The sequence below is a fragment of the Actinocorallia sp. A-T 12471 genome (assembly GCF_033875155.1).
Taxonomy (GTDB): Bacteria; Actinomycetota; Actinomycetes; order Streptosporangiales; family Streptosporangiaceae; genus Actinocorallia.
The window spans coordinates 66,585-91,725 of record NZ_JAWZTE010000006.1; the positions used below are offsets into that span (position 1 = coordinate 66,585).

Consider the following 25,141-nt stretch of genomic DNA (forward strand, 5'->3'; position numbering starts at 1 on the left):
GTACTCCTCAGATTCCATACCTGCGGTTGAAGAACAGCATCACGTCGAGTGCCAGGCGGATGTTGCCGCCCAGCATGTCGACAAGGGCGGGACGCTGGTGCGAGGCGATCGCCGCGAACGCGTCGGCGAAGAACTCCCGGCGTCCGAGCACCCCCTCCTGGCGGTGGAACCCGCTGCGCAGGAAGGGCGAGCACGCGCGGAACAGCGTCTGGAACTCGGGGGAGTCCGACGCCCAGCCGCCGGTGGGGTCGTCCACGTCGTCGAGGGCGTGGCCGACCTCGTGCATCATCACGTCGGGGGTGGGCGACGGACGGTCGCCCACGACGATCTTGCGGTGGCCGTACGCGCCCGCGCAGATGTCCCACGTGGCCGCGCCGGACGGCAGTGCCCGGCCTTTGAGCTCACCCATGTGGTCGAGGTCGGGCACGCCGCCGGGGCCGACGTAGATGGCGTCGAGGCCGCGGGCGAGCTTCTCCTTCAGCCGTGCGGGCAGCGCCGCGAGGCTCTCCACGGCCCGGACGATCGCCTCGGGCGGTGGCCCGAGTCCCGCGTCCCACTGCCGGACCAGGACGTCCTCGAGCGGCCCGCAGTTGACGCGTCCGTCGCCGCCCCACGGGTGGTCGGGCGGGTGCGGGGGCACCGCGACGATGGCGTCCACCGCGTCGTACAGCTCGTAGGCCGCGGCGTCCCGCAGGCCGACCGAGGCGTCGTCGCGTCCCGCGCGACGGAAGCGGCCCCGGCCGTCGCGCGGCTGCACCTCACGGGCGCGTACCGCGTCTGGACGGACCGGGGCCGCGGGGATCGCCTCGGCGGTCTTCCGGTGTCTACCCCACCGCATTCGCAATCTCCCGCGTAGCCGGACAACGCGGACCATTCAAGCGCGGAACGGGGCAAGATCACATCACATGCCGGAGTAGGAGTGCAGTCCCTCGAAGAAGATGTTCACGCCGACGAGGTTGAACAGCAGCGCCGCGTAACCGACGAGCGACACCGCCGCCGCCTTCTTGCCCTTCCAGCCCGCGGTGGCGCGGGCGTGCAGGTATCCGGCGTAGATGGCGAAGACGATGAACGACCACGTCTCCTTGGGGTCCCAGCCCCAGTAGCGGCCCCACGCCGAGTCGGCCCAGATCGCGCCCGCGATGATGGCGAACGTCCAGATCGGGAAGACGAACATGACGGACTTGTAGGCGAGGCCGTCGAAGACGTCGGCGGACGGGAGCCGGTCGAGCAGGCCGGGCTTGCTCTTCTCCGGCCCGGCCGCCTCGCGCCGCGCCGCCGCGAGGTACAGCACGCTCGCGACGCACCCGACGGTGAAGCCGCCCGACGCGATGATCGCCGCGCTGACGTGGATCGCGATCCAGTACGACTCGAGGGCCGGGACGACCGCGCCCGCCTCCTGGTACAGCCAGATCGTCGCCGCGCCAAGACCGATCACGACCGCGACCATGACGAACGCGCCGAGGAACCGCGCCTTGGCCTTGTACAGCAGCACGAGGTACGCGGTCACCGCCGCGAGGCAGATCGCGACGACGAACTCGTACATGTTCGCCCACGGCCACCGCTCGACCGCGACGCCCCTGGCGATCATCGCCGCGGCGTGCGCGAGCCAGCCGAGGCAGGTGATGAGGACGGCGAAGCGGCCCCAGTCGACCCGCCTCTTGCCCTCCTCGGGCGCCTCGTCCGACGCCGGCGCGCCCGCGCCGACCAGCGCGCGGCGCTCGGCCCGGGTGGGCGAGGCGACGAGGTCGGCCGCGTAGCCGAACATCGCGACGACGTACAAGAGCACCGCGCCGAGCACGAGGTTGTTGCTCAGGCCGGCCAGATCGGCGTCGACCACCGTGTCACTCCTTGATCGGGCCGGTCGCGACCGGCTCGCTGTCCTGCGGACGCGTGTCGCGCCCGTCGTCGTCTGGCCGCAGTTCGCGCACGATCTCGTCGAACTCGGCGGTGGCCGCGCCCAGGGTGAGGCCGCCGACCTCGACCAAGGTACGCCCGTCCTTCCCGACGCTCGCACGGACCCACACCCTGCGCCGCCGGATCATGAACGAGCCGACGAGCCCGAGGATCGCCAGGGCCCCCGCGACCAGCGCGGGCACGCGACCCGGGTCGTAGGTGACGGTGATGGCCCCGTACTCCTTGAAGCCGGTGAACTCCAACGTGCCCGCGCCGTCGGGCAGCTCGAGCTTGTCGCCGAGTTTCAGCACCTTGGCGTCCTCGGCGAGCTTGACCATCTCCAGCTTGGTGGAGTCGATCTCGAAGACGGACTGGGGCGCGCCACCGTCCATGTTCAGGTCGCCCTTGAACGCGGCCATGACCGCGACCGTCGGGTTGAGCGGGCCGGGGAACGTGGAGACGATCGCGGTCCCGTCGCCGGACGCGCCGGCGGTCGGCCAGAACATCATCTGGAACGCCAGCTGCGGCTTGGCGTCCGGGGCCTTCAGGACGCCCTCGGAGGTGAGGTTGCCGGTCTCGCGCGGGAGGAACTGGACGGCGTCGTCGAACGCGACGTTCCCCTCGGAGTCGGTGATCTTGAAGGTGGGGGCGTAGCCGTGGCCGAGGAGGTAGACCTTCGCGCCGTCCACCTGAAGCGGGTGGTTCACCCGGATGTCGTACTTCTTCCCCTCGCCTCCGGGCTCCTCCTGGTACGTCACCTTCGCGGAGAAGCCTTTGGGCTGCCCGGTCTGCGGGCCCGAGGAGATGAACGACGCCTCGAAGTCGTCAAGGGTGAGCTGGAAGGGCGCGAGGTCCTCGGGGTCAACGAAGTGGCCCGGCTGATACTCGTCGTAGAAGGCGAGGGAGTTGCTGAAGCCCTTGCCCTCGGTGAGCAGGAGGTTGCCCCGGTAGCCGAACAGCGCGCCGAGTCCGACCGCGAACAGCAGCGCGAGCAGCGCGAGGTGGAACAGCAGGTTCCCCGCCTCGCCCAGATACCCCTTCTCCGACGCGACGGACTCGCCGCCCGCACCGGAGTCCACGACGGTACGGAACCGCCGCCCCCGCAGTGCCGTACGCGCCGCCTCGACGACCTCCGACGGCGCCGCCTCCGACGTGAACTCCGCGTGCTGCGGAAGCCGTCCGAACCGTTTGGGGGCCTTCGGCGGCCGCGCCCGCACATGCTGGAACAGCTGCCAGGCGCGCGGCACCACACAGCCCGCGAGCGACGTGAACAGCAGCAGGTAGATCGCGGCGAACCAGGGCGCGGCGAACACGTCGAACAGCGAGAGCCGGTCGAGCCAGACCGCGAGGTCGGGGTTGTTCGTGAAGTACTCCTGGACCTTCTCCGGCGACATGCCGCGCTGCGGGAAGATCGAGCCGGGCACCGACGCGAGCGCGACGAGGAACAGCAGCACGAGCGCCGTCCGCATCGACGTCAGTTGCCGCCAGCCCCAGCGGAGCCAGCCGGTCAGTCCCATCTAGATCACCGTCCCGAAGCCGCCGATCCAGACGCGCAGCTCGTTGTTGAGTTCGGTCCACAGCCCCGTCAGCAGCAGCACGCCGATCGCGACGAGCATCCCTCCGCCGAGCCGCATCACCAGCAGGTAGTGCCGCTTCACCCACCCGAAGACGCCCAGCGCGCGGCGGTAGGCCAGCGCGGTCACCAGGAACGGCAGGCCGAGCCCGACGCAGTAGACGAACGACAGCAGACCGCCGCGTATCGGGGTGGCCTCGGTGACCGCGAGCGCCTGGATCGCGGCGAGCGTCGGGCCGATGCACGGGGTCCAGCCGAGGCCGAACAGCGCGCCGAGCAGCGGCGCGCCCGCGATGCCCGCGCTGGGCAGCCGCGCGGACTTCACCGTGCGCTGCAACCGCGTGAACATGCCCATGAACAGCAGGCCCATGACGATCGTGACCGCGCCGAGGGTCCGGGTGATGACGTCCTCGTAGGCGTGCAGCCAGCGGCCGAGCCCGCCGAAGAAGAAGCCGTAGGCCATGAAGACGAACGTGAAGCCGAGGACGAACAGCGCGACCCCGCCGACGAGCCTGCCCTTGCGCTGCTCGGCCAGGTCCTCGCCGGTCATGCCCGTCACATAGGACAGGTAGCCGGGGACAAGAGGCAGCACGCAGGGGCTGAGGAACGACACCATGCCCGCGAGCGCGGCGAGCGGCAGCGCCAGCACCAGGGTCCCGCTGGTGATGGTCTGCTCGATGCCGACGGCCGCGACGCTCACTGTTCCGCGACGATCTCAGCGAGCGCCGGTTCGAGCTTCGTCGTCGTCACAAGGCCGGGGAACTGCACGGCGACCCGGCCCTTGCGGTCGAGGATCAGGGTGGTCGGCAGCGCGCTCGGGTTGACCGTCGAGAACGCCTGGGTGATCTTGCCTTCTGGGTCGAAGAAGCTCGGGTAGGTCGTGCCGAACGTGCGGGTGAACGCCTTGGCACCGTCGCGGGTGTCCTCGATGTCCACGCCGACGAACTCGACGCCCTTGTCCTTGTTCTCCTTGTAGACGTACTCCAGCGTCTCGGCCTCGCCCCGGCAGGGGCCGCACCACGACGCCCAGAAGTTCACGACGGTGACCTTGCCCTTGAAGGACGCCAGGTCGAGCGGCTTGCCCTCGAGGTCCTCGCCCGTGACCGTCGACGGCGTCTTGCGCTCGCCGACGGGGATCGGCGCGCCCGGCGCGGTCCCGCCGCCGCCCGATCCGCACGCCGCGGCCAGCAGCAGCGCGAGGGCGGCACCGGACGCGGCGACGGCACGGGGGATCATGAACACTCCTGAAGTACTACGGGCTGTAGTACCCGACTGTACCGGCGACTCAGGCGCCGGGGACGGTGGGACCCTTGATCAGATGCGCGGCGGGCTCGTGGTAGTCCACGCGCGCCAGCGTCTCGCCCTCGAAGATGAGGCTCGTGACGCTGGCCAGGCCGCACTGGCGGCGGCGCGGATCGTGCCACAGCCGCAGGCCCTCGGCCCGCCGCCGCGCGGTGTAGATGGGCAGCTGGTGGCTCACGCACACCGCCTCGTGGCCGCGCGCGGCGCGCCGCGCGTCCTCGGTCAGCGAGTTCATGCGCCGCGCGACGACCTCGAACGGCTCGCCCCACGACGGGCTGAACGGGTTGCGGAAGCGCGGCCACACGCGCGGGTCGGCGAGCCGGCCCATCGTGAAGACCTCGCCCTCGAAGACGTTCTCGGCCTCGATGAGCCGGTCGTCGACGATCGGGGTGAGCCCGGTGGCCTCGGCGAGCGGCGCCGCGGTCTCCTGCGCGCGCTCGAGCGGCGAGGTGTAGACGGCGGCGATGTCGCGGCGACCCAGGAAGTCGGCCGCGGCCTTGGCCATGAGGTGCCCGTCCTCGCTGAGGTGGAAGTCGGGCAGCCGGCCGTAGAGCACACCACGCGGGTTGTGGACCTCGCCGTGGCGCAGCAGGTGGACGATCGTGGTCTCAGTCATGGCGGCCCCAGGGTACCCGTGCGGGCGACTCAGACTGCCCGCGCGGCCGCGCGGGCGGCGTGCGGCAGTGCCTCGGCGATCCGGTCGAGCGCCGCGTCGTCGTGGGCGGCGCTGAGGAACCACGCCTCGTACGACGACGGCGGCAGGTACACGCCGCGCTCCAGGGCCTCGTGGAAGAAGGCGGCGTAGGCGGCGGAGTTCTGCTTGCGCGCGGCCTCGAAGTCGAGGACGCGCTCGTCGGTGAAGAAGACGGAGAAGAGGTTCCCCGCGGTCTGCAGCCGGTGCGGGACGCCCTCGCGGCTGAGCGCGTCCGACGCCCACTCGCCGACGAGCCTTGCAGACCTGTCGACCTTGGCGTAGACCTCGTCGGTGCAGCCGCGCAGCGTCGCCAGGCCCGCGGCGGTCGCCAGCGGGTTCCCCGACAGGGTGCCCGCCTGGTAGACCGGCCCGGCCGGGGCGAGGTGGTCCATGACGTCGGCGCGGCCGCCGAACGCCGCGGCGGGCAGGCCGCCGCCCATCACCTTGCCGAACGTGAACAGGTCGGCCTTGACGCCCTCACGCCCGTACCAGCCGGACTTCGTGACGCGGAAGCCGGTGAGCACCTCATCCAGGATCAGCAGGGCCCCGTGCTTGGCGCACAGGCGGCGCAGCAGCTCGTTGAAGCCGTCGATCGGCGGGACCACGCCCATGTTCGACGGGCACGCCTCGGTGATCACACAGGCGATCTCGTGGCCGAACTCGGCGAAGACCTTCTCGACGGCGAGCGCGTCGTTGTACGGCAGCACGACGGTGTCCTCGGTGGACGCCCCCGTGACGCCGGGAGTGTCCGGCAGCCCGAGGGTGACCACGCCCGACCCGGCCGAGGCCAGCAGCGCGTCCACGTGCCCGTGGTAGCACCCGGCGAACTTGACGATCTTGGCCCGCCCGGTGAACCCGCGCGCCAGCCTGATCGCCGACATCGTCGCCTCGGTGCCGGAGTTGACCAGCCGCACCTTGTCGACGGCCGTGCGCGCGACGATCTCCTCGGCGAGATCCACCTCACCCTGGGTCGGCGCGCCGTACGACGTCCCGGACGCGGCGGCCGCGGTGACCGCCGCGACGACGTCGGGATGGGCGTGGCCGAGGATCATCGGCCCCCACGAGCAGATCATGTCGACGTAGGTGTTGCCGTCGGCGTCGGTCAGGTAGGCGCCCTTGGCCGAGGCCATGAACCGGGGCGTTCCGCCGACGGCCCGGAACGCCCGGACCGGCGAGTTCACACCACCCGGCACGACGCTCTGGGCCCGCTCGAACAGGGCTTGGGATCGCTCGGTGGAAGTCACGGACTCAGTCTGCCAGCACCCCTCGGGTGAGCGTGCCCAGGTCCGTCAGAAGATCACGGAAGGTCACCGCCGGATGCGCGCGCCGTGGCCTTTCGGCCGCACATATGCGCCGACCCCGACACAATCCGGTAACTCGCTTGACCACGCACCGCAACTGCCGATATCCACCCATGAGGGCATTGGAAATGCACGTGCGTTAAGGGGCTGGACTGAAGTGACTGACGGCTGGGCGGTACCGGGGTTCTCGCTCGTCCGCGAGCTGGGGACCGACGCGTCCGGGCGGCAGGTGCTCGCCACCGACGAGCTCACCGGGACGAACGTCGCGATCCGGTACCTGCCTCCTGCGCTGCCTCGGGACGGGGCCTTCGCCCACCGGATGGAGACCCTCTCCCAACTGGAGGACGACAACCTCGTCCAGGTCTACCAGCTGGTCACCGAGGGCGACGAGGCGGCGATCGTCTCGGAGTACTTCGAGGGGGTGGCGCTGCGCAGGCTGCTGACCGACCCGCTCGACCCGGAGTCGGCGGTGGTCGTCCTCAGCGACATCCTGCTGGGCCTTGCCGCCGCGCACGCCAAGGGCGTGCACCACGGCGACGTGACGCCCGACCGCGTCCTCATCGCGCCCGACGGCCGCGCCAAGCTGAGCGACCTCGGCATCGCGGTCGTGCAGGGCAGGGGCGCGCCCGCGGGCAACCCCGCCTACCAGGCGCCGGAGCGCTGGCACGGCTCGCCGCAGAGCGACCGCGCCGACATCTACGCCGCGACCGCGGTGTTCGTGGAGTGCCTGACCGGGCGGCGGCTGTTCCCGGCCACGTCCACGAGCGGCCTGGGCAAGGCGCACAACAACATGGCGGTCCCCGTCACCGACGTGCCGGGCCCGCTGCGCCCGCTCGTCCTGCACGGCCTCGCCAAGTCGCCCGACGACCGTCCCGGGTCGGCCGCGGACTTCCTCGCCGAGCTCGACGACGCCGTCAGCCCCGTCTTCGGGGCCGACTGGGAGAAGCGCGGACGCGCCCGCGTACGCGAGCTCGCCAAGCGCGCGGCCGACGCGCCGCCCCCGCCGCCGCAGCAGCGGTCGTTCCTGGCCCCCAAGAAGGACGCCAACGGCCTGTCGCAGGGCGGGGCGCGCAGGGGTCCCCTGCTGCTCCTGAGCGGCGGCGTGGCGGCTGTTCTGGTCGTCGGGGGCGTCGCGTACGCGGCGAACCAGGGCGGCGACCCCGAGGTCGTCGTCTCCCCCACGAGCACCCCCGCCGCCTCGACCCCGCTCGCCACCGCGACGCCGCTGCCGACTCCGACCATCGAGCAGCTCGACGGACCCGGCCTCGCCGGGAAGATCACCACGGCCGTCGACGGCAAGGACAGCTTCGCGCTCGGCTTCAAGCGGACCTCCGGCAAGGAGAGCACGAACGCCTCGGGCTGGGTCAAGAACGGCGATCTGAAGATCAACCTCGCCGGGCCCAAGCCGTTCGCCAAGCGTCCCGCGATCGTCATCGGCGGGACCGCGCACGTCCAGGTCGGCGCGAACTGGCAGAAGTTCCCCGTGGGCAAGGCACGGACCTACGGCGTCCTCGCCGCGCACGCCCGCTGGGGCGGCTCCGTCGCGGCCCTCACCGACCTCCTGGACGCCACCGAGACCCTGAGCCGCAAGGGCAACACCCGCTGGCTCGGCACCGCCACCGACGTCTCCGGCCTCGACGACGTCGCCCCCGGCTACAAGAAGGCCAAGGTCTCCTACGACCTCACCATCGGCACCTCGTGGCTCCCCCGCCAGCTCAAGCTCGTCATCACCGCCGAGGGCAAGCCCAAGATCACCGTCATCACCACCTACAGCAAGTGGGGCGGCAAGATCACCATCAAGCCCCCGAAGAAGTAGCGGCCCTGCGGCTCTGCGGGAGCAATGACCGGCTGAAGGCGGCGAGCTCGTCCTCGGGCATGTGGTAGCAGTGCTCGGGGCCGGGGAAGGCCCGGTCGCGCACCTCGTCGGCGAACGCGCGGATGGCGTCGGTCATATCGGTGCGCAGGTCGCCGTACCGCTTGGTGAAGCGCGGCGTGAAGTCGTGGAAGATGCCGAGCAGGTCGTGGAACACGAGGACCTGGCCGTCGGTGGCGGCCCCGGCCCCGATGCCGATGACGGGCACGGTGAACCTGGGCATCACCGCCTCGGTGAGCTCGGTGGGGATCGCCTCGAAGACGAGCGCGAAGCAGCCTGCGTCCTGGAGCGCGAGCGCCTCGGCGAGGATCTCCCGCGCGCGCTCCGCGCTGAGGCCCTGCGCCTTGAAGCCGCCCAGAGCGTGCGCGGTCTGCGGGGTGAGCCCCACGTGCCCCATCACCGGGATGCCCGCCTGCACGATGGCGCGGGCGCGGCTGACCGCCATCGCGCCGCCGCCCTCGAGCTTCACCGCGGCGCAGCCCGCCTCCTTCACGAACCGCTGGGCGGTGCCCACGGCCTGTTCGTCGGAGACCTCGTAGGAGCCGAAGGGCAGGTCGCCGACGAGCAGCGCGGTGGTGAGGCCGCGGCGGACCGCCGCGGTGAGCATCAGCATCTCCTCCACCGACACCTCGACGGTCGAGGGGTAGCCCAGGACCGTCATCGCCGCGGAGTCCCCGGCGAGGACCAGATCGACGCCCGCCGAGTCGGCCACCTGCGCGCCGGGGTGGTCGTAGGCGGTCACCATGACGAGCGGCTCACCGCGTCGGTGCATGGCCGCCACGTCGGTCAGCGTGACGGGCCCGCGCCGTCGGACGGGTTCGGGTCGCGCCGGGCTGTTCTGCTCGGGTGGGACGGGATGGCTGGACACGATGCGTCTCCTGGGTGCGGTCGGGTGTCAGCTGACGTGCGCGGCGGTGGTCCGGCCGGCTGCCGCGTCGTGGGTCGGCGGGGCGGTGCGGGCGATGTCCAGCAGGGACACCGCGCCCACGCGCGCGCCGATCGCGACGACCGCGGGCGTGGCGAGGTCGTCGACGGGGCAGAGGGTCCGGCCGTCGAGGATCTCGAAGTACTCGACGTCGACACCTTCGGCCGCGAGCTCGGCGAGGGCACGCGCACGGGCGTCGCGCGGGTCGCGTCCGCCCTCGGCGACCACGGCGAGCGCGGCGTTCAGGGCGCGCGGCACGCACGCCGCGCGGGCCCGGTGCGGGCCGAGGTGGACGTTGCGGCTCGACATCGCGAGCCCGTCGGCCTCCCGGACCGTCGGCAGAACCCGGATCTCGGCGGGCACGTTCAGATCACCGGCCATGCGCTCGACCGCGATCCAGTGCGGCAGGTCCTTCTCCCCGAAGTACACGATGTCCGGGCCGACGATGTTGAGCAGCTTGACGATCACCGTGCACATCCCGGTGAGCTGCCCGTCCCCGCTCAGACCCGACCGGATCAGCGTCTGGGACAGCGGCCCGTCGATCCGGACCTCGGTGGCGAAGCCGTCGGGGTACATCTCGGCGGCTTCGGGCGCGAACAGGAGGTCGACGCCCTGCTCCCCGGCGATCCGCGCGTCGCGCGCCTCGTCGCGCGGATACGCCTCGAACACCGAGCGGTCGGGGAACTGCGCGGGGTTGACGAACAGCGACACCACGACGGTGTCGCACTCCTCGCGCGCCCGCCGCATCAGGGAGGCGTGCCCGTCATGGAACGCGCCCATCGTGGGGACGAACCCCACGCTTCCCCCCGCCGCCCGCAGCGCGGCCCGCAGTGCGGGGATGGTCCTGATGATCTCCATGGGTCTTCTCCTTCCAGGGCTGAAAGACCCTGAAATGATCTTTCCATCAGGAGATTCTCGACGCCGATACGCCTGCCCAGGACACGGCAACGGGCGGGGAAAGGTCAGGCAACGGCGAAAGGCGCGGCCCATGGGCCGCGCCTCGGTCTTCTCGGGTCCCGGCTACTCGGCCAGGTACTCGAGGATGCGCAGGGGGTCGGGCAGCGGCGCGCCGTCGGGGGGGCGGACCCAGAAGACCTCGCGGCCGGAGGGGAGGACGGACGGGGGCGCGACGACGTAGCTGTCGCGGCAGTGCCAGCGCATGCCCGGGTTGTCGGCGATGGTCTCGGGGGTGGAGTCGAGGTGGCAGGACCACCATTCGGCCTCGTCCTCGGGGTTGCCCCGGGTGGCGACGAAGAACAGCAGCCTGTCGTCGCCCACCCCGGCGACGGGACCGGTCGGCACGCCGGCGGCGGCCATCGCCTCGAGGGCGGCCCGGCCGGTGGCGGCGGGGACGTCGAACACGTCGAAGACCAGGCCGGTCGGCAGGATGACGTTGGCGGCCGGCGTGCGCGACCACCAGCGGTTCAGGGTCTCGGCCTCGGCGGTCGCCTGGATGCCCCAGGCCGCCGACACCGGATGCGCGCCGGGGTCGGGACAGCCGATCCTGTCGCACGAACACGCCCGGTCCACCCCGGCGGACGCGCCCGCCACGACGGTCCAGCCCCGCCGCGCGTAGTCCCGTGCCGCGTCGGCCAACCGGTTCTTCGTGCGTGAATAGCGCGTCACCGCCAACATGTACCGCCCCCCGAGGAGAGAACCGCCCTTCCCCCGATGATGGCGAAAGCCTCCCCGGGCCTGCGCGCCGACCCCCGGATACGGTTCCAAATGACTAGCCGGATAACTACAAAGGAGATCACCCGGCCGAACCGGGCACGGACCCTACCGAAGCCGTCGCGCGACCTCGGTGGCCCAGTACGTCAGGGTCAGGTCGGCCCCGGCGCGCTTGATCGACACCAGCGACTCGAGGATCGCCCTGTCGCGGTCGATCCAGCCGTTGGCCGCCGCCGCCTCGATCATCGCGTACTCGCCGCTCACCTGGTAGGCCGCGACGGGCACCTCGACGGAGTCCTTCACCTGCCGGACGACGTCGAGGTAGAGCCCGGCGGGCTTGACCATGACGATGTCCGCGCCCTCGACGAGGTCGAGGCCGACCTCGCGCAGCGACTCGCGGGCGTTGGCCGGGTCCTGCTGGTAGGCGGCGCGGTCGCCGAACTGGGGGGCGCACTCGGCGGCGTCGCGGAACGGCCCGTACAGCGCGGAGGCGTACTTTGCCGAGTAGGCCATGATCGGCAGATTGGTGAAGCCCGCGCCGTCGAGCGCCGCGCGGATCGCCGCGACCTGGCCGTCCATCATGCCGCTCGGCGCGACGACCTGGGCGCCCGCCTGCGCCTGCGCGACGGCGATCGACGCGTACCGCTCGAGGGTCGGGTCGTTGTCGACCTCGCCCGACGGGGTCAGCAGCCCGCAGTGTCCGTGCGAGGTGTACTCGTCGAGGCACAGATCGGTCATCAGGACCAGGGCGTCGCCGAGATCGGCGGACAGATCGCGCAGGGCGACCTGCATGATCCCGTTCGGGTCGTCGGCCGCCGAGCCGCGCTCGTCCTTGTCGGCGGGGATGCCGAACAGCACGACGCCGCCCACGCCCGCCTCGGCCGCCTCGTGGGCGGCCTTGCGCAGGCTGTCGCGGGTGTGCTGGTACACGCCGGGCATCGAGACGATCTCGGCGGGCTCGGCGATGCCCTCCTTGACGAACATCGGCAGGATCAGGTCGGCGGGGTCGAGCCGGGTCTCGGCGACCAGCCTGCGCAGGGCCGGGGTCCTGCGGAGCCTGCGGGGACGTTCGATCATCAGGTGAACCTCTTCTTCCTCGCTCCGCGCCGCATCTGACTGGGCTTGCGCAGCGGCTCGCCCGCCTCGACCTGGGCGGCGCGCCGCTTCGACCCGTACTCCGCCAGCGCCTCGGCCAGCGCCGACACCGACGGCTTCTCAGCCATAACGTCGACGCGCAGCCCGTATTCCTCGGCGGTCTTGGCGGTCTGCGGGCCGATCACCGCGATCACCGTCACGTTGTGCGGCTTGCCCGCGATGCCGATCAGGTTCTTCACCGTCGAGGACGAGGTGAACAGCACGGCGTCGAAGCCGCCGCCCTTGATGGCCTCGCGGATCGGCTGGGGCGGCGGGGCGGCCCTGACCGTCCGGTAGGCGGTGACGTCGTCGCACTCCCACCCGAGGTCCGTCAGGCCCGAGATGAGGCGGTCTGTGGCGATGTCGGCGCGCGGCAGCAGCACCCGGTTGATCGGGTCGAGGTCCTCGTCGTAGGGCGGCCAGACCTCCAGGAGGCCCTCGCTGGACTGCTCCCCGGACGGCACAAGGTCGGGCACGACGCCGAACTCGACAAGCGCCGCCGACGTCTGCTCACCCACGGCCGCGACCTTCAGGCCCGCGTAAGCACGCGCGTCGAGCCCGTACTCCACGAACTTCTCGCGCACCGCCTTGACCGCGTTCACTGAGGTGAAGACCACCCACTCGTAACGGCCGGTCACCAGGCCCTTGATGGCCCGGTCCATCTGCTGCGGGGTGCGCGGCGGCTCCACCGAGATCGTCGGCACTTCGTCGGGCACCGCGCCGTAGGAGCGCAGCTGCTCCGACAGGTCGGCGGCCTGCTCCTTGGTGCGCGGCACCAGGACCCGCCAGCCGAACAGCGGCTTGGTCTCGAACCACGACAGCCGGTCCCGCCACCGGACGACCTCGCCGACGATGATCATCGCGGGGGTGTCCATGCCCTTGGTCTCGGCGTACAGCCGGTTGAGCGTGGTGACGACCGTCTCCTGCTCGGTCGTGCTGCCCAGCGCGGTGTAGGCGACCGGCGTGGAGTCCGGACGGCCCGCCGACATGATGCCCTTGGCGATCTCGCTGATCATGCCGTCCGCGCCCAGGATCACCAGGGTCGCCTCGCCCGAGGCCACCGTGTCCCAGTCGACGCCGCCGCCGGCCGCGTCGATCACGCGGACCTCGCGGGTGCGGTCGTCGCGCAGCGGGATGCCCGCGTACTGCGGCACCGCCGTGACCGCCGACACCCCCGGCACGATCTCGAACGGCACGCCTTCGGCGGCGCACTGCTCGGCCTCCCTCGCGGTCTTGCCGCCGAGGCCCGAGTCGCCCGACACCAGCCGCGCCACCTCGCCCGTCTTGGCCGCGGCGAGGACGAGCTTGGCCGCGTCCCTGTCGTCGGCGTCGACGATCTCGGCGGCGCCGCACAGCGCGAGCACCTCCTTGGGGCAGGACGAACGGTTCACCACGACCGTGTCGACCTTCCCCAGTACCTCGGCCGCTCGCAGGGTGAGCAGGCCGGGATCGCCCGGGCCCAAGCCCACGAATGTGACGGTCATGGCACCTCCATCAGCTTGTCGGCCCCCTCGGCGAGGAGCCGGGCCGCGAGTCCACGGCCCAGATCCTCGGCCCGGTCGGGGTGGCCGCTCGCGGTGAGCCTGATCTGGCGGGTTCCGTCGACCGACACGACGGCCGCCGTCAGGCTCAGGTTCTGCTCGTCCTCCAGGTACGCGAACGTGCCCACCGGCGCGGAACATCCCGCCTCCAGCACCGCGAGCACGGTGCGTTCCGCGGTGACGGCCGCCCGGCTGGCCGGGTCGTCCAGCGCGCTGAGGATCTCGATCATCCTTGCGTCGTCGGCCCGGCACTCAAGCGCGAGCGCGCCCTGGCCGGGGGCCGGCAGCATCTGGTCGGGCTGGAAGACCTCGCCGATGTCGCCGGTGCGCCTGATCCGCACGAGCCCGGCGTGCGCGAGCACGATCGCGTCGAGCTCTCCCGCGGTCACCTTGCCCAGGCGGGTGTCGGCGTTGCCGCGGATCTCCACGACCTCGAGGTCCGGGCGCATCGCGCGCAGCTGGGCGATCCTGCGCGGCGAGCCGGTGCCGACGCGCGCGCCCTGCGGCAGCTCGCTCAGCTTGCCGGGGCCGCACAGCGCGTCACGCGGGTCGTCGCGCGACGGGATCGCGGCGAGCGCGATGCCGTCGGCGGGGCCGGTGGGCAGGTCCTTCAGCGAGTGCACGGCGAAGTCCACCTCACCGGCGAGGATCTTCTCGCGCAGCGCGTTGACGAACACGCCGGTGCCGCCCATCTGGGCGAGCAGTGCCTTGGAGACGTCACCCTCGGTCGTTACCCCGACGAGTTCGACGGCATGCCCGGTCGCGGCGGTCAACGCGTCGGCCACCAGGCCCGACTGGGTCGTCGCCATCAGGCTCTTGCGGGTCCCGAGGCGCAGGGCTCGCTGGGTCACGACGGCCTCCGTTCCTGGCGCGGCATGTCCGCGCGGGTCACTGCCTCGGGCGCCGCGGGGTCGAGGTCGAACAGTTCGCGCAGGGCGTCGGCGTAGGAGTCGCCGCCCGGCGAGGCCGCGAGCTCCTTCACCCTGACGGTCGGCGCGTGCATGAGCTTGTCGGCCACCCGCCGGACGGTCATGGCCAGCTCGTGCTCGGTCTTGGGGTCGAGGTCGGGCAGCTTGGCGCGCAGCCGCGCGAGTTCCAGCTCCACCACCTCGGCGGCCTTGGTGCGCAGCGCGACGACGGTCGGCGCGACGGCGGCGGCCCGCTCGGCCGACAGGAACGCGGCGACCTCGTCGGCGACGATCCGGCGCACCGCCTCGACGGCCTCGGGCCCGATCGCCCGCGCCGCCTCCTCGGCGGTGCGCAGGTCATCCAGGCCCGCGAGGCCGACGCCCTCCACGTCGCGGACGGCCGGGTCGACGTCGTGCGGCAGCGCGAGGTCGAGGATGAACCTGCGGCCCGGCTCGAGCTGGGCGGGCGTGATGATCCGCCCGGCCCCGGTGCAGGAGACGATCAGGTCGGCGCGGTTCAGCTCGGCGTCCAGCTGTTCGAGTTCGAGCGGCCGCGCCGGGACGCCCTCGGCGGCCGCCGATTCGGCAAGGCGCACCGCGCGCGAGTAGGTCCGGTTGGCGACGGCGATCTCGCCGACCCCGCTGCGGGCCAGCGTGGCGACCGCGAGGCCGCTCATCGCGCCCGCGCCGATCACCAGCGCGCTGCGGCCCTCGAGCTCGCCGAGGTGCGCGGCGGCGACCTGGAGCCCGACGCTGACGAGCGACGCACCCGCCTTGTCGATGCCGGTGTCGGAGTGCGCCCGCTTGCCGACCCGCAGGGCCCGCTGGACGACCTCGTGCAGCGCCCGCCCGATCGTGCCCTCGTCCTGGCCGAGCTTGAACGCCGACCTGATCTGGCCGAGGATCTGCCCCTCGCCGACGACCATGGACTCAAGGCCGCAGGCGACCGAGAACGCGTGCTGGACGGCCCGGTCCTCGTAGTGCACGTAAAGGTGGCGGGTCAGCTCCTCAAGGGCGATGCCCGAGCGCCTGGCCAGCGCCTCGGAGATCACCTGGACGCCGCCGTGGAACTTGTCGACCGCCGCGTAGACCTCGACCCGGTTGCAGGTCGAGACGATCATGGTCTCGCGGACCGCGTCGTGGATCTCGTGGAGCAGCTTCACCAGGTCGTCGCCGGTGATGGAGGCGCGCTCCAGCAGCGTGACGGGGGCGGATCGGTGGCTCAGGCCGACGACGAGCAGGCTCATGGATGTACCTCTACGTACTCTTCGTGCGGTCCGCCGGCTTTGCGCTGCTCGTGGAACGCCAGGATCTGGAGTTCGATCGACAGGTCGACCTTGCGGACGTCGACGCCCTCGGGGACGGTGAGGACGACGGGGGCGAAGTTGAGCACGCTGGTGACCCCGGCGGCGACCACCCGGTCGCACACCGACTGCGCCGCCGACGCCGGGGTGGCGATGACGGCGATGGACACGCCATGGTCCTTGATGATGGTCTCCAGCTCGTCTATGTGCTCCACGGTGAGCCCGGCGATGCGCTGGCCGACGGTCGCGGCGTCGGCGTCGAGCAGTCCGGCCACCCGGAAACCCCTGGACGCGAACCCGCCGTAACCGGCGAGAGCCCGGCCAAGGTTACCCACTCCGATGATGGCCACGACCCAGTCCTGGGTGAGGCCGAGCTCGCGGGAGATCTGGTACACGAGGTACTCAACCTCGTATCCGACCCCGCGCGTGCCGTACGAGCCGAGGTGTGACAGGTCTTTACGGAGCTTGGCGGAGTTCACGCCCGCCGCCGCGGCGAGCTCCTCGGAAGAGACGGTCATCACGCCGCGCTCGGCCAGCCCGTTCAGCGCCCGGAGGTAGACCGGGAGCCGTGCCACGGTCGCCTCGGGGATGCCTTTCACGCCTGCCTTCGTAGGGCCGTCACGAGTGCTGCTCTCCCGATGGGTCTCCCGGGGAGCGCGGTCCCGTCCGGAGACGTCTTTGCCGGCCGAGGGGTCCGAGTCGTGCGCCTGCCGGGGGCTCATCGCGGGTGGGTTGGCCTCTCCTGAGCAGCCCCTCCCACCCCGGGAGAGGCGTATTTCCACCAGGTTAACCCGGTCGTGAACGAATGCACAAAGTCGGGGAATCGGTGTCCGGCCGGTTGTCCCTGGTGGGCAGTGGCCACCGGCTCGGAGAGTGTGACGGACGAGACACTCACCTAGAGGCTAGCGCGCGCCTCAAACGATCTTCATCCACCCGCCAGAAGTCGATCTGGCGGCCGTCGACCAGGGTCACCGGGATGTGGTCGTGGTACTCGCGCAGCAGCGCCTCGTCCCGGGTGATGTCCCGCTCCTCCCAGGGCTCGGCGCAGTCGGCCGCCACCCGCTCGATCACCGCGCGGGCGTCGTCGCACAGGTGGCAGCCGGGCCGGGAGAGCAGGGTGATCATCGCAGGACCGGCAGGCTGCCGCCGGTCAGCTTCAGGTCGATGACGTTGGTGGCCAGCACGTGCGTGCGGCTCTCACCGTGGAAGCGGTGCACGTACGGGCGGCCCTGGTGCTCGTTGTAGGAGGCGCGGTCGCGGAACAGCTGGTAGGAGATGCGCTGGGTCGGCGCGCCCTCCACCTCGTGGCAGGTGAAGATCAGGATGCCGTCCTCGGCGCGCACGGCCTCGCCGATCAGCTGGTTGACCTGCCGGTCGAACGCCTGCTCCCGGCCGTCGAGCAGGGTGTAGACGACGATCTGGCCGTACGGGCCCGTCGGCGGCTGCGGCTGGGGCGGCGGCGGGGTGGCGAACCAGTCGTCCGGCGCGACCGGGCCGGTGGACTGCATCGGCGGCATCGCCTGGGTGGGCGGGCCCGCCGGGGGCTGCGGCGGCATCGGGCGCTGGCCGGTGTGCCTGCCGCCCTGCGGGGGCAGCGGCGGCTGCGGCGGCTCGGGCCTGCGCATGCCCTGGGTGTTGCGGGGCGGCTGCTGCGGGCGGTGCGGCGGGTCGAAGGCCATCTCGTCCTCTGCTTCCTGGTCTGCCGAGCCGTAGTCATGTGGGCCTGTCGCGCCCCTGGGGGCCGTGCTGCCCGCTTCGTCGTGCCTGTCGTCCTCGTCGGAGTCGGCGGACTCGGCCGTCGTCTTGGAGGCGGCGAAGAAGATCAGCCCCGCGGCGGCGGCCAGCCCGACGATCTTAAGCAGACCGGGCAGCCAGCCGACGGCGATCACGTTGATCATCCCCGCGACCGTCGCCAGCGCGGCCGGCAGCATCAGCGGGTAGGCGGCCTTGTCGCGCTTCTGGGTGCGCACGACGGTGGTCGCCACGCCCGCGATGAGCGCGAGCACGGTCAGCACCGTGGCGCCGGTGAGCAGGGTCCCGGGCAGCGGGCCGTAGGCGTCGCCGGGGTTGGGCAGGCCGCTGTCCTGCTTCTTGGTCGACAGCGGGTCGAGCAGCAGCACCACGAGCGCGACGAGCCCGTAGGAGACGCCGACGAGCCGCGCGGCGAACCTGACCTGGACGGGCTTGGCCGCGAGCTCGATCAGCCCGACGGCCGTGCACAGCGGGGCGAGCAGCCCGGCGGTGACCGCCGAAAGCCGGAACGCCGGTCCGCTGAATCCGGCGAAGGAGCCGAGCGCCATGCCCGCGAGCCCGAGCCCCATCAGGACAAGGGCCGCCGACCACACGGCGAGATGCGCCCGCCGCTCTTTGAGGGCGCTCTGAACGAGCAACCCGGCGCCCACGAGGGCTGCCAAAGTCGCCACAAGAGCCAGCATTCCTTCGACCATCGCGCCCCCATGGTGCCCGATGAACCGCGATGGGGCGTACCGGGAGGGCAATTTCTCACGGTTTTTCCATGTAACGCGGCATTGCCGGGCTCTGTCCGACTCCCTAGTGTGGCCTTCGTGCCGAAGGTCACAAGCAGCCCCTAGGAGACCTCCCATGCACGTCGGAGCCGTACGTGCGGAGCCATCGAGCCCGGAGCCGCTTGTCGAACGCGCCCGCAAAGGCTGCCGGGACGCCTTCGCCGATCTTTACGGCCAGTACGTCGATCTGATCTACCGGTACGTCCACGCCCGCGTCGGCGCGCACCCCCTCGCCGAGGACCTCACGAGCGAGACGTTCGCCCGCGCCCTGCGCCGGATAGGCGACTTCACCTGGCAGGGCCGCGACTTCGGGGCATGGCTCGTCACGATCGCCCGCAACCTCGTCGCCGACCACTACAAGTCGGGCAGGTACCGGTGGGAACTCGTCACCGACGAACCCCCCGAGACCCCCCTGGACGGCCCCGAGAACGCCGTACTCGACGCCCTGGCCAACCAGACCCTGTTCCAGGCAGTCCGACGGCTCGGCCCCGACCAGCGGCTGTGCGTCTCGCTCCGCTTCCTCCAGGGCATGTCCGTCGCCGAGACCGCCGAGGCGATGGGCAAGAACGCCGGGGCCGTCAAGGCGCTCCAGCACCGCGCGGTCCGCACCCTCGCCCGCACCCTCCCCCACGACCCCCGCGCCAGCTGAGCTCCGGGCGGTGTTCGATTTGGCCCGGGGGCGCTTTGGGCCACCCCGACTTCGTCGGGAGCGCCCCCGGGCGTTCTGTGACGACGGTCCCGAATCGGAGACACGGACTCGGAATCGGGCGCGGGCCCAACTAGGCTTCCTTGACAGGCGACGGGGAGCGGAGATGGTCACCAGCATGCGGCGGTTCTGGCACAGGCACGAGGACGACCCGGTGGACGCGGGCAAGGCTGCCGTCGAGGCCGTCGAACGCCTGCCGCTCGCGGAGGACCCCTCCGCCGCAGCCTTCTTCGACGTCGACAACACGATGATGCGCGGCGCGTCGATCTACCACTTCGCGCGCGGGCTGGCCAAGCGCCGCATGTTCACCAGCCGCGACCTCCTGCTGTTCGCCTGGGGCCAGGCGGTCTTCCGGGTGCGCGGCACCGAGAACGCCGACCACATCGGCACCGCGCGCGAGACCGCGCTCGGGTTCGTCGCGGGCAAGTCCGTCGAAGAGCTCGTCACCCTGTGCGAGGAGATCTACGACGACGTCATGGAGGACAGGATCTGGCAGGGCACCCGCAGCCTCGCCATGAACCACCTCGACGCGGGCCAGCAGGTCTGGCTGGTCACCGCCACGCCGGTGGAGATCGCCAGGGTGATCGCGCGCAGGCTGGGCCTGACGGGCGCGCTGGGGACCGTCGCGGAGACCGTCGACGGCCACTACACCGGCCGCCTCGTCGGCAACCTCCTGCACGGGCCCGCCAAGGCCGAGGCCGTGCGCGCGCTCGCCGAGCGGGAAGGGCTCGACCTCGCCCGCTGCGCCGCCTACAGCGACTCGGCCAACGACCTGCCGATGCTGACGGCCGTCGGCGAGCCGCACGCGGTCAACCCCGACGGCGAGCTGCGCGACCGCGCCAAGGCCGACGACTGGCCCATCCACGACTTCCGCACCGGCCGCAAGGTCGCCCTGGTGACCCTGCCCGCGGCGGCGGGCGCGGGCGCGCTGGCCGGGGGCGTCGCGGCGGGCATCGCGCTGCGCCGCCACTACCGCGCGCCCGTAAGCCGCGTCTGAGACGGCTAGAAGGCCGGTCCTCGCCGCAACAGCAGGTCGTACACCATCTGCTGGACTGTCTCGCGCACCCGGTCGGTGAGCTCGTAGACCGCCATCGGGTCGTCGGCCTGGTCGGGGTCGTAGTCCTCGACGCTGATCGGCTCGCCGACCTGGATCATCCACTTCGACGGCAGCGGCACCACGCCGAGCGGCCCGAGCAAGGGGAACGTGGGCGTCACCGGGAAGTACGGGAACCCGAGCAGCCGCGCGAGCGGCTTGAGGTCGCCGATCTTCGGATAGATCTCCTCGGCCCCGACGATCGCCGTCGGGATGATCGGGACACGGGCCCGCAAAGCCGTCACGACGAACCCGCCACGGCCGAACCGCTGCAACCGGTAGCGCTCGCTGAACGGCTTGCCGACGCCCTTGAAGCCTTCGGGGAACACCCCGACAAGTTCGCCCTTGGCCAGCAGCCGCAGCGCGTCCGGCGGGGTGGCGAGGGTGTGGCCCGACTTGCGGGACAGATGCCCGAGGAACGGCACCTGGTAGACAAGGTCCGCGCCGAGCAGCCGCAGATGCCGGTCGAGCGCGTCGCGCAGCCCGACCTGGAGCATGATCGCGTCGAGCGGGAGCACGCCCGAGTGGTTGGCGGCCAGCAGTGCGGGGCCGGTATCTGGCACGTTGTCCAGGCCGTGCAGTTCGACCCGGAACCAGTGCCGGTACAGCAGCCGCGCGAGCGGGACGAGCACGGAGTCGGTGAAGTCGGGGTCGTAGCCGAACTCGTCGACCTCGTAGTCGCCGGCGACGCGGCGGCGCAGGAACGCGAGGCCCGACGCGACCGCCTTCTCCAGCGAGCCGCGCTCGTCGTCGGGTTCGCGGTAGCCGTGCAGCGGGATGACCCGCGCCATCGGCTCGGCGGTGTCGGCGTCGTCGCGGCCGTCGGAGGCGTTCATCATCGTGCGGCACCCCCGCCCGGCAGGCCCGCGGCGAGCATGTCGAAGAGACCGAGCGGCAGCTCGTTGGACAGCCCGTGGGCCTGGGCGAACTCGGCGAAGGCGGCGGCGGTGTCGAACTTGGGACGCCACCCCAGCTCCGCCTCGATCCGTGCGGTGTCCACGACCCTCCCGTAGGTGAGCCAGCGTTGCAGCTCGCTGGAGAAGCCGGGAAGGGTGCCCGCCCTGCGCCCGGCGTCCCCGACGAGCGCGTAGGCGGGCGACGGCAACGGCACCGCCGCGCGCCCGGCCCTGCGCAGACACTGCGACAGCAGCAGGACGCCGTCGCCCGCGACGTTGTACACGCCGGGATGGTCCTCAAGGGTCATCCTGCGCAGCACCTCGACGCCGTCGTCCTCGTGCAGGAACTGCAGCCGCGGGTCGTACCCGAGCACCGTCGGCACCGCGGGCATGCGCAGCACCCGCGTCAGCGGCGAGTCGACGCCCGCGCCGAGGAAGTTCACGAACCGCAGCACCGACACGACGAGATCGGACCTGCGGCGTTGCAGCCCGCGCACATAGCCCTCGACCTCGGCGGCGTCCTTGGCGTAACCCGACACCGGAGGCTCCACCGGCTCGGTGTCCTCGGTGAAGACCGCGGGATCACGCGGCGACGACCCGTACACCGACGCCGACGAGCGCACCACGAGCTTGCGCATGTGCGGCGAACGCTGGCACGCCGCGAGCAGCTGCATCGCCCCGATGACGTTGATCTCCTTGGCGGCGGCGCGCTGCCCCGACGGAGACGTCACGAGGCTCAGGTGCACCACGGTGTCGACCTCCGCGGTGTCGATCACCTTGGCGATGCTCGGGGTGCGGATGTCCACCCTGACGAACTCGGTGCGACCGAGCCGGTGCGCGGGCGGAACCGTGTCGACGCCGATGACCCGCTCGATCCCCGGATCGGCCTGAAGGGTGTTCGCGACCCGCGCGCCCAGGAACCTGGAGACCCCGGTGACCAGGACGACGCGGGCCGCTCCCCCTGAGGGGGAGGAACCGGTACGCGCAGAAGACGCACGCGGAGATGACGCGGGTGTAGAACCCATGGTGCGGCCCACCCCTCACGGCTGGAAGTCGCTGCGAGCTGCGGCCTACTTCTTGTTGCGACGCTGCACGCGGGTCTTCTTCAGCAGCTTGCGGTGCTTCTTCTTGGCCATCCGCTTACGACGCTTCTTGATAACGGAACCCACGAAACCTCACTCAGACGATCCCCGGCCATCGCCCGGATGACCGTTGCGGGGTGTGCAGGAAAGGGCCGCTAGACAGCGGTCCAGCGCCTAACACTACCGGTGGTCGTCCCTTGAGTAGTACCGGCGGCCTCTCGGCCGCCGGTGTCGGTGGTGTCCCCGTCCCCGTCAAAGGCGCGGGCTTGGACTACCCGGCCTCGATGTATGCCTCTCGCAGGTAGTCGTGGACAGCCTGCTCGGGAACCCGGAACGAGCGCCCGACCCGGATGGCCGGTAGTTCGCCCGAGTGCACCAGTCGGTAGACGGTCATCTTGGACACCCGCATCACCGACGCCACCTCGGCGACGGTCAGGAACCTCACCTCACTGAGGGGTCGTTCGCCTGCGCCCATGGGTCGCCCTCTCCCACACGTGCCGCGCACCTGCCCTTCGGGTGACTTCGATCACCGCACGTGTTCTTCATCCAGCGTAAATCGCGTACCGCAAGTCGCAAGGGGTTCTTCAGGCCGACAGGTCAGCGCGGGCCATCAGATAGCGCGTCAGAGGGGTGTAGTGCCGGGGGAGCACGAAGTCGTCCAGCGGCACACAGACCTCTATTTTCCCCAGGACATGCCCCGCGAACAGGGCGGGATCGTTGCAGTCGGCGAATCCCACCGTCGAAACGCCCGCCTCTCCCGCCGCTCCAGCCCACCCGTGGTCGGCGATGACCAGGTCCGGCCAATACCGGGATTCACCTGCGAGGTTTGCCAGCATCTCTTCCATGGGAGCGGAGTGATGCGTGTGCCGCAACTCGCCTTCTCCCTCGAGCGCGGCGACGCCCTTGGTGTACCGGATCGTCCTGGTCTCGGGGCCGTGTCTGCCCTCGAACGACAGGTATGACCAGCCGTCGGCGGGCGTCGGGACAGTGCAGCCCGCGGCGCGCAACGCGTCGGCGAGCGGCGCGTACAGGACGTCGAGGAGCGCGGCGGGGTGGCCGGTCGCGAGCACGACCGTCTGACGTTCCCGCGCCGCCTTCCCGATCCGGTCGCCCATCGCGTCGAGGGCGTCGAGGGTGCGGTCGACGTCGATGGTGTCGTCGCCGTACCAGTGGTCGAGGTCGGGGCTCGTCCCGGCGAGGTCGGCCATCATCGCGACGGTGCGCTCGTACGTCCAGGAACCGAGGTCGAGGCCGAACTGGTAGTACGGGTCGCCTTCTGCCATCTTGCGGAAGTGCCTGAGGTTGTTGTGCCTCGGCGTGGCGACGTCGCCCGCGATGTAGTGGCGCAGCAGGTGCGCGCGCAGCTCCGCGCGCGTCGGCACGGGTTCGGCTGCGGATTCGGGTCCGGTCACAGGGGGAGCAGGCCGTGCTCGGGGAAGACCGCCTTGCGGGTCGCCAGGATCGCCTGGTCGATCGGGTTGGCCGGGTCGAAGCCCTCGCCCCACGTCTGCACCTCCACTTGGAAACCGTCGGTCATCACCTTGGGCGCGACCTCGCCCGTCCGCTCCAGCGTGTACGCGCGCCAGTCTTCCGGGCACGCCGTCTGCGGGTCGATCGGCCGTCCCGACGCCTCGGCGAGCAGGTGCGTCCACGCGCGCGGGACGACCCGCACGAGTTCGTAGCCGCCGCCCCCGGTGAGCACCCATCTGCCGCCCGCCGTCTCGTGCGCGAGCCTGTGCAGCTCGCCGTAGATGGCGCGCTGGCCGTCGACGCTCAGGGACAGGTGCGCGAGCGGGTCCTGGACGTGCGTGTCGCAGCCCTGCTGGGTCACCAGGACCTGCGGCTGGAACGCCTCAAGAAGCTGGGGGACGATGGCCTGGAAGGCGCGCATCCACGCGCGGTCCCCCGTGCCGGGCGGCAGCGCGACGTTGACCGCGCTGCCCTCCGCGCCGGTCTCGTGCGGGAACCCGGTGCCCGGAAAGAGCGTTCTGGGCGTCTCGTGCAGGCTGATGGTGAGGACGCGCGGGTCGTCGTAGAACGCCTTCTGGACGCCGTCGCCGTGATGCACGTCGACGTCCACGTAGGCGACCCGCTGCGCGCCGTGCTCGAGCAGCCAGGCGATCGCGACGGCCGGGTCGTTGTAGACGCAGAAGCCGGCGGCGGCGTCCGGCATCGCGTGGTGCAGGCCGCCCGCGATGTTCGCCGCGTGCGGCACCTCGCCCTCCCACACCGCGCGCGCGGCGGCCACCGACGCGCCCACGACCAGCGCGGACGCCTCGTGCATGCCCGCGAAGAGCGGATTGTCGGCGGTGCCGAGCCCGTACCGGTAGTCGGGCTTCAGGGTGTGCCCGGCCGCCTTGACCGCCTCCATGTAGGCGCGGTCGTGGACGAGCGAGATGAGCCCGTCACCGGCCGAGGTGAACCCGGCGACCTCCGCGTGGTCGAAGACGCCAAGCGCGCGGGCGAGCCGCATGGTCAGATCCACCCTGATCGGGTTGAGCGGGTGGGTCGGGCCGAAGTCGTAGGACAGCAGCTTGTCGTCCCAGTAGACCCGCAGTTCGCCGCTCATTGATCACTCCGCCGCCTCGTCGACCGCCCGATGATCCCACCGTAGCGTGTTATACGGAGCGTGACATGGAGCGTACCAATTTGACGCTTTTCGTAGGGTAACTCTGTTGTCAGAATGGGTAACCTTTAACAAAGCGGAAACACTTGGGGTG

The 25,141-nt window shown here is 71.4% G+C and carries 26 protein-coding genes; 3 read left to right on the top strand and 23 right to left on the bottom strand.

What is annotated here, in order from left to right:
* Positions 1 to 7: 7 nt before the first annotated feature.
* The 7 genes from R9X44_RS18360 to hemL all read right to left on the bottom strand — a co-directional run bounded on the left by R9X44_RS18360 (position 8) and on the right by hemL (position 6,706).
* Positions 8 to 838: a hypothetical protein gene (locus R9X44_RS18360; protein WP_319815420.1), complete on the bottom strand. Its 831-nt coding sequence runs from the start codon at positions 836 to 838 to the stop codon at positions 8 to 10.
* Between the two features lie 63 nt (positions 839 to 901).
* Entirely contained in the window at positions 902 to 1,837 is a 936-nt protein-coding gene (ccsB, locus tag R9X44_RS18365) for a c-type cytochrome biogenesis protein CcsB (protein WP_319815421.1), read from the bottom strand.
* Between the two features lie 4 nt (positions 1,838 to 1,841).
* On the bottom strand, positions 1,842 to 3,410 hold the full coding sequence (locus tag R9X44_RS18370) for a cytochrome c biogenesis protein ResB (protein ID WP_319815422.1): 1,569 nt from the start codon (positions 3,408 to 3,410) through the stop codon (positions 1,842 to 1,844).
* Positions 3,411 to 4,166 (bottom strand): cytochrome c biogenesis CcdA family protein, encoded by a 756-nt coding sequence (locus R9X44_RS18375; RefSeq protein WP_319815423.1) that lies wholly within the window; start codon positions 4,164 to 4,166, stop codon positions 3,411 to 3,413.
* Positions 4,163 to 4,702: a TlpA disulfide reductase family protein gene (locus tag R9X44_RS18380; RefSeq protein ID WP_319815424.1), complete on the bottom strand. Its 540-nt coding sequence runs from the start codon at positions 4,700 to 4,702 to the stop codon at positions 4,163 to 4,165. The genes R9X44_RS18375 and R9X44_RS18380 overlap by 4 nt, the downstream gene beginning before the upstream one ends.
* Before the next feature lie 49 nt (positions 4,703 to 4,751).
* Positions 4,752 to 5,384 carry a histidine phosphatase family protein gene (locus R9X44_RS18385; protein ID WP_319815425.1) on the bottom strand — a complete coding sequence of 211 codons (633 nt, stop codon included), beginning with the start codon at positions 5,382 to 5,384 and terminating at the stop codon, positions 4,752 to 4,754.
* Between the two features lie 29 nt (positions 5,385 to 5,413).
* Entirely contained in the window at positions 5,414 to 6,706 is a 1,293-nt protein-coding gene (gene hemL / locus R9X44_RS18390) for a glutamate-1-semialdehyde 2,1-aminomutase (RefSeq protein WP_319815426.1), read from the bottom strand.
* 214 nt (positions 6,707 to 6,920) lie between these two features.
* Here hemL and R9X44_RS18395 point away from each other — a divergent pair, with 214 nt between their 5' ends.
* A complete protein-coding gene (locus tag R9X44_RS18395) occupies positions 6,921 to 8,579 on the top strand; it encodes a serine/threonine-protein kinase (RefSeq protein ID WP_319815427.1) in 1,659 nt (552 codons plus the stop codon).
* On the opposite strand, the gene panB is transcribed toward R9X44_RS18395, so the two are convergent.
* The 10 genes from panB to R9X44_RS18445 form a co-directional block, all read right to left on the bottom strand.
* Entirely contained in the window at positions 8,560 to 9,504 is a 945-nt protein-coding gene (gene panB / locus R9X44_RS18400) for a 3-methyl-2-oxobutanoate hydroxymethyltransferase (RefSeq protein ID WP_319815428.1), read from the bottom strand. The two genes, R9X44_RS18395 and panB, sit on opposite strands and share 20 nt — an antisense overlap.
* Before the next feature lie 27 nt (positions 9,505 to 9,531).
* Positions 9,532 to 10,419, bottom strand: a complete 888-nt coding sequence (gene panC, locus R9X44_RS18405; protein ID WP_319815429.1) for a pantoate--beta-alanine ligase — start codon at positions 10,417 to 10,419, stop codon at positions 9,532 to 9,534.
* A gap of 162 nt (positions 10,420 to 10,581) precedes the next feature.
* Positions 10,582 to 11,196, bottom strand: coding sequence for a bifunctional DNA primase/polymerase (locus R9X44_RS18410; protein ID WP_319815430.1), 615 nt, complete (start codon positions 11,194 to 11,196; stop codon positions 10,582 to 10,584).
* Positions 11,197 to 11,340: 144 nt separating this feature from the next.
* Positions 11,341 to 12,309 (bottom strand): porphobilinogen synthase, encoded by a 969-nt coding sequence (gene hemB, locus R9X44_RS18415; protein WP_319815431.1) that lies wholly within the window; start codon positions 12,307 to 12,309, stop codon positions 11,341 to 11,343.
* The gene (locus R9X44_RS18420) at positions 12,309 to 13,850 is read right to left on the bottom strand and encodes a uroporphyrinogen-III synthase (RefSeq protein ID WP_319815432.1); all 1,542 of its coding nucleotides are present in this window, start codon (positions 13,848 to 13,850) and stop codon (positions 12,309 to 12,311) included. The genes hemB and R9X44_RS18420 overlap by 1 nt, the downstream gene beginning before the upstream one ends.
* Positions 13,847 to 14,758 (bottom strand): hydroxymethylbilane synthase, encoded by a 912-nt coding sequence (hemC, locus tag R9X44_RS18425; protein WP_319815433.1) that lies wholly within the window; start codon positions 14,756 to 14,758, stop codon positions 13,847 to 13,849. Before hemC ends, R9X44_RS18420 begins: the two co-directional genes overlap by 4 nt.
* Positions 14,755 to 16,062, bottom strand: coding sequence for a glutamyl-tRNA reductase (locus R9X44_RS18430; protein WP_319815434.1), 1,308 nt, complete (start codon positions 16,060 to 16,062; stop codon positions 14,755 to 14,757). Before R9X44_RS18430 ends, hemC begins: the two co-directional genes overlap by 4 nt.
* A complete protein-coding gene (locus tag R9X44_RS18435) occupies positions 16,059 to 16,841 on the bottom strand; it encodes a redox-sensing transcriptional repressor Rex (protein ID WP_319815435.1) in 783 nt (260 codons plus the stop codon). The genes R9X44_RS18430 and R9X44_RS18435 overlap by 4 nt, the downstream gene beginning before the upstream one ends.
* Before the next feature lie 169 nt (positions 16,842 to 17,010).
* Positions 17,011 to 17,244, bottom strand: a complete 234-nt coding sequence (locus R9X44_RS18440; RefSeq protein WP_319815436.1) for a glutaredoxin family protein — start codon at positions 17,242 to 17,244, stop codon at positions 17,011 to 17,013.
* Positions 17,241 to 18,542, bottom strand: a complete 1,302-nt coding sequence (locus R9X44_RS18445; protein ID WP_319815437.1) for a putative quinol monooxygenase — start codon at positions 18,540 to 18,542, stop codon at positions 17,241 to 17,243. The genes R9X44_RS18440 and R9X44_RS18445 overlap by 4 nt, the downstream gene beginning before the upstream one ends.
* A gap of 178 nt (positions 18,543 to 18,720) precedes the next feature.
* Between R9X44_RS18445 and R9X44_RS18450 the strand changes: the two genes are divergently transcribed.
* Both R9X44_RS18450 and R9X44_RS18455 read left to right on the top strand, forming a co-directional pair.
* Positions 18,721 to 19,293: a sigma-70 family RNA polymerase sigma factor gene (locus R9X44_RS18450; RefSeq protein WP_319815438.1), complete on the top strand. Its 573-nt coding sequence runs from the start codon at positions 18,721 to 18,723 to the stop codon at positions 19,291 to 19,293.
* Positions 19,294 to 19,468: 175 nt separating this feature from the next.
* A complete protein-coding gene (locus tag R9X44_RS18455) occupies positions 19,469 to 20,347 on the top strand; it encodes an HAD-IB family hydrolase (RefSeq protein ID WP_319815774.1) in 879 nt (292 codons plus the stop codon).
* Between the two features lie 5 nt (positions 20,348 to 20,352).
* On the opposite strand, the gene R9X44_RS18460 is transcribed toward R9X44_RS18455, so the two are convergent.
* The 6 genes from R9X44_RS18460 to R9X44_RS18485 all read right to left on the bottom strand — a co-directional run bounded on the left by R9X44_RS18460 (position 20,353) and on the right by R9X44_RS18485 (position 24,990).
* Positions 20,353 to 21,282, bottom strand: coding sequence for a lysophospholipid acyltransferase family protein (locus R9X44_RS18460; protein WP_413774956.1), 930 nt, complete (start codon positions 21,280 to 21,282; stop codon positions 20,353 to 20,355).
* Complete coding sequence (locus tag R9X44_RS18465; protein ID WP_319815439.1) at positions 21,279 to 22,364, bottom strand: NAD-dependent epimerase/dehydratase family protein; 1,086 nt, start codon at positions 22,362 to 22,364, stop codon at positions 21,279 to 21,281. Before R9X44_RS18465 ends, R9X44_RS18460 begins: the two co-directional genes overlap by 4 nt.
* Positions 22,365 to 22,409: 45 nt before the next feature.
* Complete coding sequence (locus tag R9X44_RS18470; protein ID WP_012854759.1) at positions 22,410 to 22,508, bottom strand: 30S ribosomal protein bS22; 99 nt, start codon at positions 22,506 to 22,508, stop codon at positions 22,410 to 22,412.
* Positions 22,509 to 22,692: 184 nt separating this feature from the next.
* Positions 22,693 to 22,896 carry a helix-turn-helix domain-containing protein gene (locus R9X44_RS18475; protein WP_123669307.1) on the bottom strand — a complete coding sequence of 68 codons (204 nt, stop codon included), beginning with the start codon at positions 22,894 to 22,896 and terminating at the stop codon, positions 22,693 to 22,695.
* A 109-nt stretch (positions 22,897 to 23,005) separates the two neighbouring features.
* Positions 23,006 to 23,833, bottom strand: a complete 828-nt coding sequence (locus R9X44_RS18480; RefSeq protein WP_319815440.1) for a phosphatase — start codon at positions 23,831 to 23,833, stop codon at positions 23,006 to 23,008.
* Positions 23,830 to 24,990 (bottom strand): acetoin utilization protein AcuC, encoded by a 1,161-nt coding sequence (locus R9X44_RS18485; protein ID WP_319815441.1) that lies wholly within the window; start codon positions 24,988 to 24,990, stop codon positions 23,830 to 23,832. Before R9X44_RS18485 ends, R9X44_RS18480 begins: the two co-directional genes overlap by 4 nt.
* Positions 24,991 to 25,141: the final 151 nt, after the last annotated feature.

Coding starts and splice junctions, on each gene's coding strand:
- R9X44_RS18430 (WP_319815434.1), bottom strand. CDS start 16,062: ATGAGCCTGCTCGTCGTCGGCCTGAGCCACCGATCCGCCCCCGTCACG.
- R9X44_RS18435 (WP_319815435.1), bottom strand. CDS start 16,841: ATGAGCCCCCGGCAGGCGCACGACTCGGACCCCTCGGCCGGCAAAGAC.
- R9X44_RS18465 (WP_319815439.1), bottom strand. CDS start 22,364: ATGGGTTCTACACCCGCGTCATCTCCGCGTGCGTCTTCTGCGCGTACC.
- R9X44_RS18410 (WP_319815430.1), bottom strand. CDS start 11,196: ATGTTGGCGGTGACGCGCTATTCACGCACGAAGAACCGGTTGGCCGAC.
- R9X44_RS18385 (WP_319815425.1), bottom strand. CDS start 5,384: ATGACTGAGACCACGATCGTCCACCTGCTGCGCCACGGCGAGGTCCAC.
- R9X44_RS18450 (WP_319815438.1), top strand. CDS start 18,721: ATGCACGTCGGAGCCGTACGTGCGGAGCCATCGAGCCCGGAGCCGCTT.
- panC (WP_319815429.1), bottom strand. CDS start 10,419: ATGGAGATCATCAGGACCATCCCCGCACTGCGGGCCGCGCTGCGGGCG.
- R9X44_RS18440 (WP_319815436.1), bottom strand. CDS start 17,244: ATGATCACCCTGCTCTCCCGGCCCGGCTGCCACCTGTGCGACGACGCC.
- R9X44_RS18370 (WP_319815422.1), bottom strand. CDS start 3,410: ATGGGACTGACCGGCTGGCTCCGCTGGGGCTGGCGGCAACTGACGTCG.
- R9X44_RS18360 (WP_319815420.1), bottom strand. CDS start 838: ATGCGGTGGGGTAGACACCGGAAGACCGCCGAGGCGATCCCCGCGGCC.
- hemB (WP_319815431.1), bottom strand. CDS start 12,309: ATGATCGAACGTCCCCGCAGGCTCCGCAGGACCCCGGCCCTGCGCAGG.
- R9X44_RS18455 (WP_319815774.1), top strand. CDS start 19,469: ATGCGGCGGTTCTGGCACAGGCACGAGGACGACCCGGTGGACGCGGGC.
- R9X44_RS18475 (WP_123669307.1), bottom strand. CDS start 22,896: ATGGGCGCAGGCGAACGACCCCTCAGTGAGGTGAGGTTCCTGACCGTC.
- R9X44_RS18460 (WP_413774956.1), bottom strand. CDS start 21,282: ATGATGAACGCCTCCGACGGCCGCGACGACGCCGACACCGCCGAGCCG.
- R9X44_RS18380 (WP_319815424.1), bottom strand. CDS start 4,702: ATGATCCCCCGTGCCGTCGCCGCGTCCGGTGCCGCCCTCGCGCTGCTG.
- R9X44_RS18485 (WP_319815441.1), bottom strand. CDS start 24,990: ATGAGCGGCGAACTGCGGGTCTACTGGGACGACAAGCTGCTGTCCTAC.
- R9X44_RS18420 (WP_319815432.1), bottom strand. CDS start 13,850: ATGACCGTCACATTCGTGGGCTTGGGCCCGGGCGATCCCGGCCTGCTC.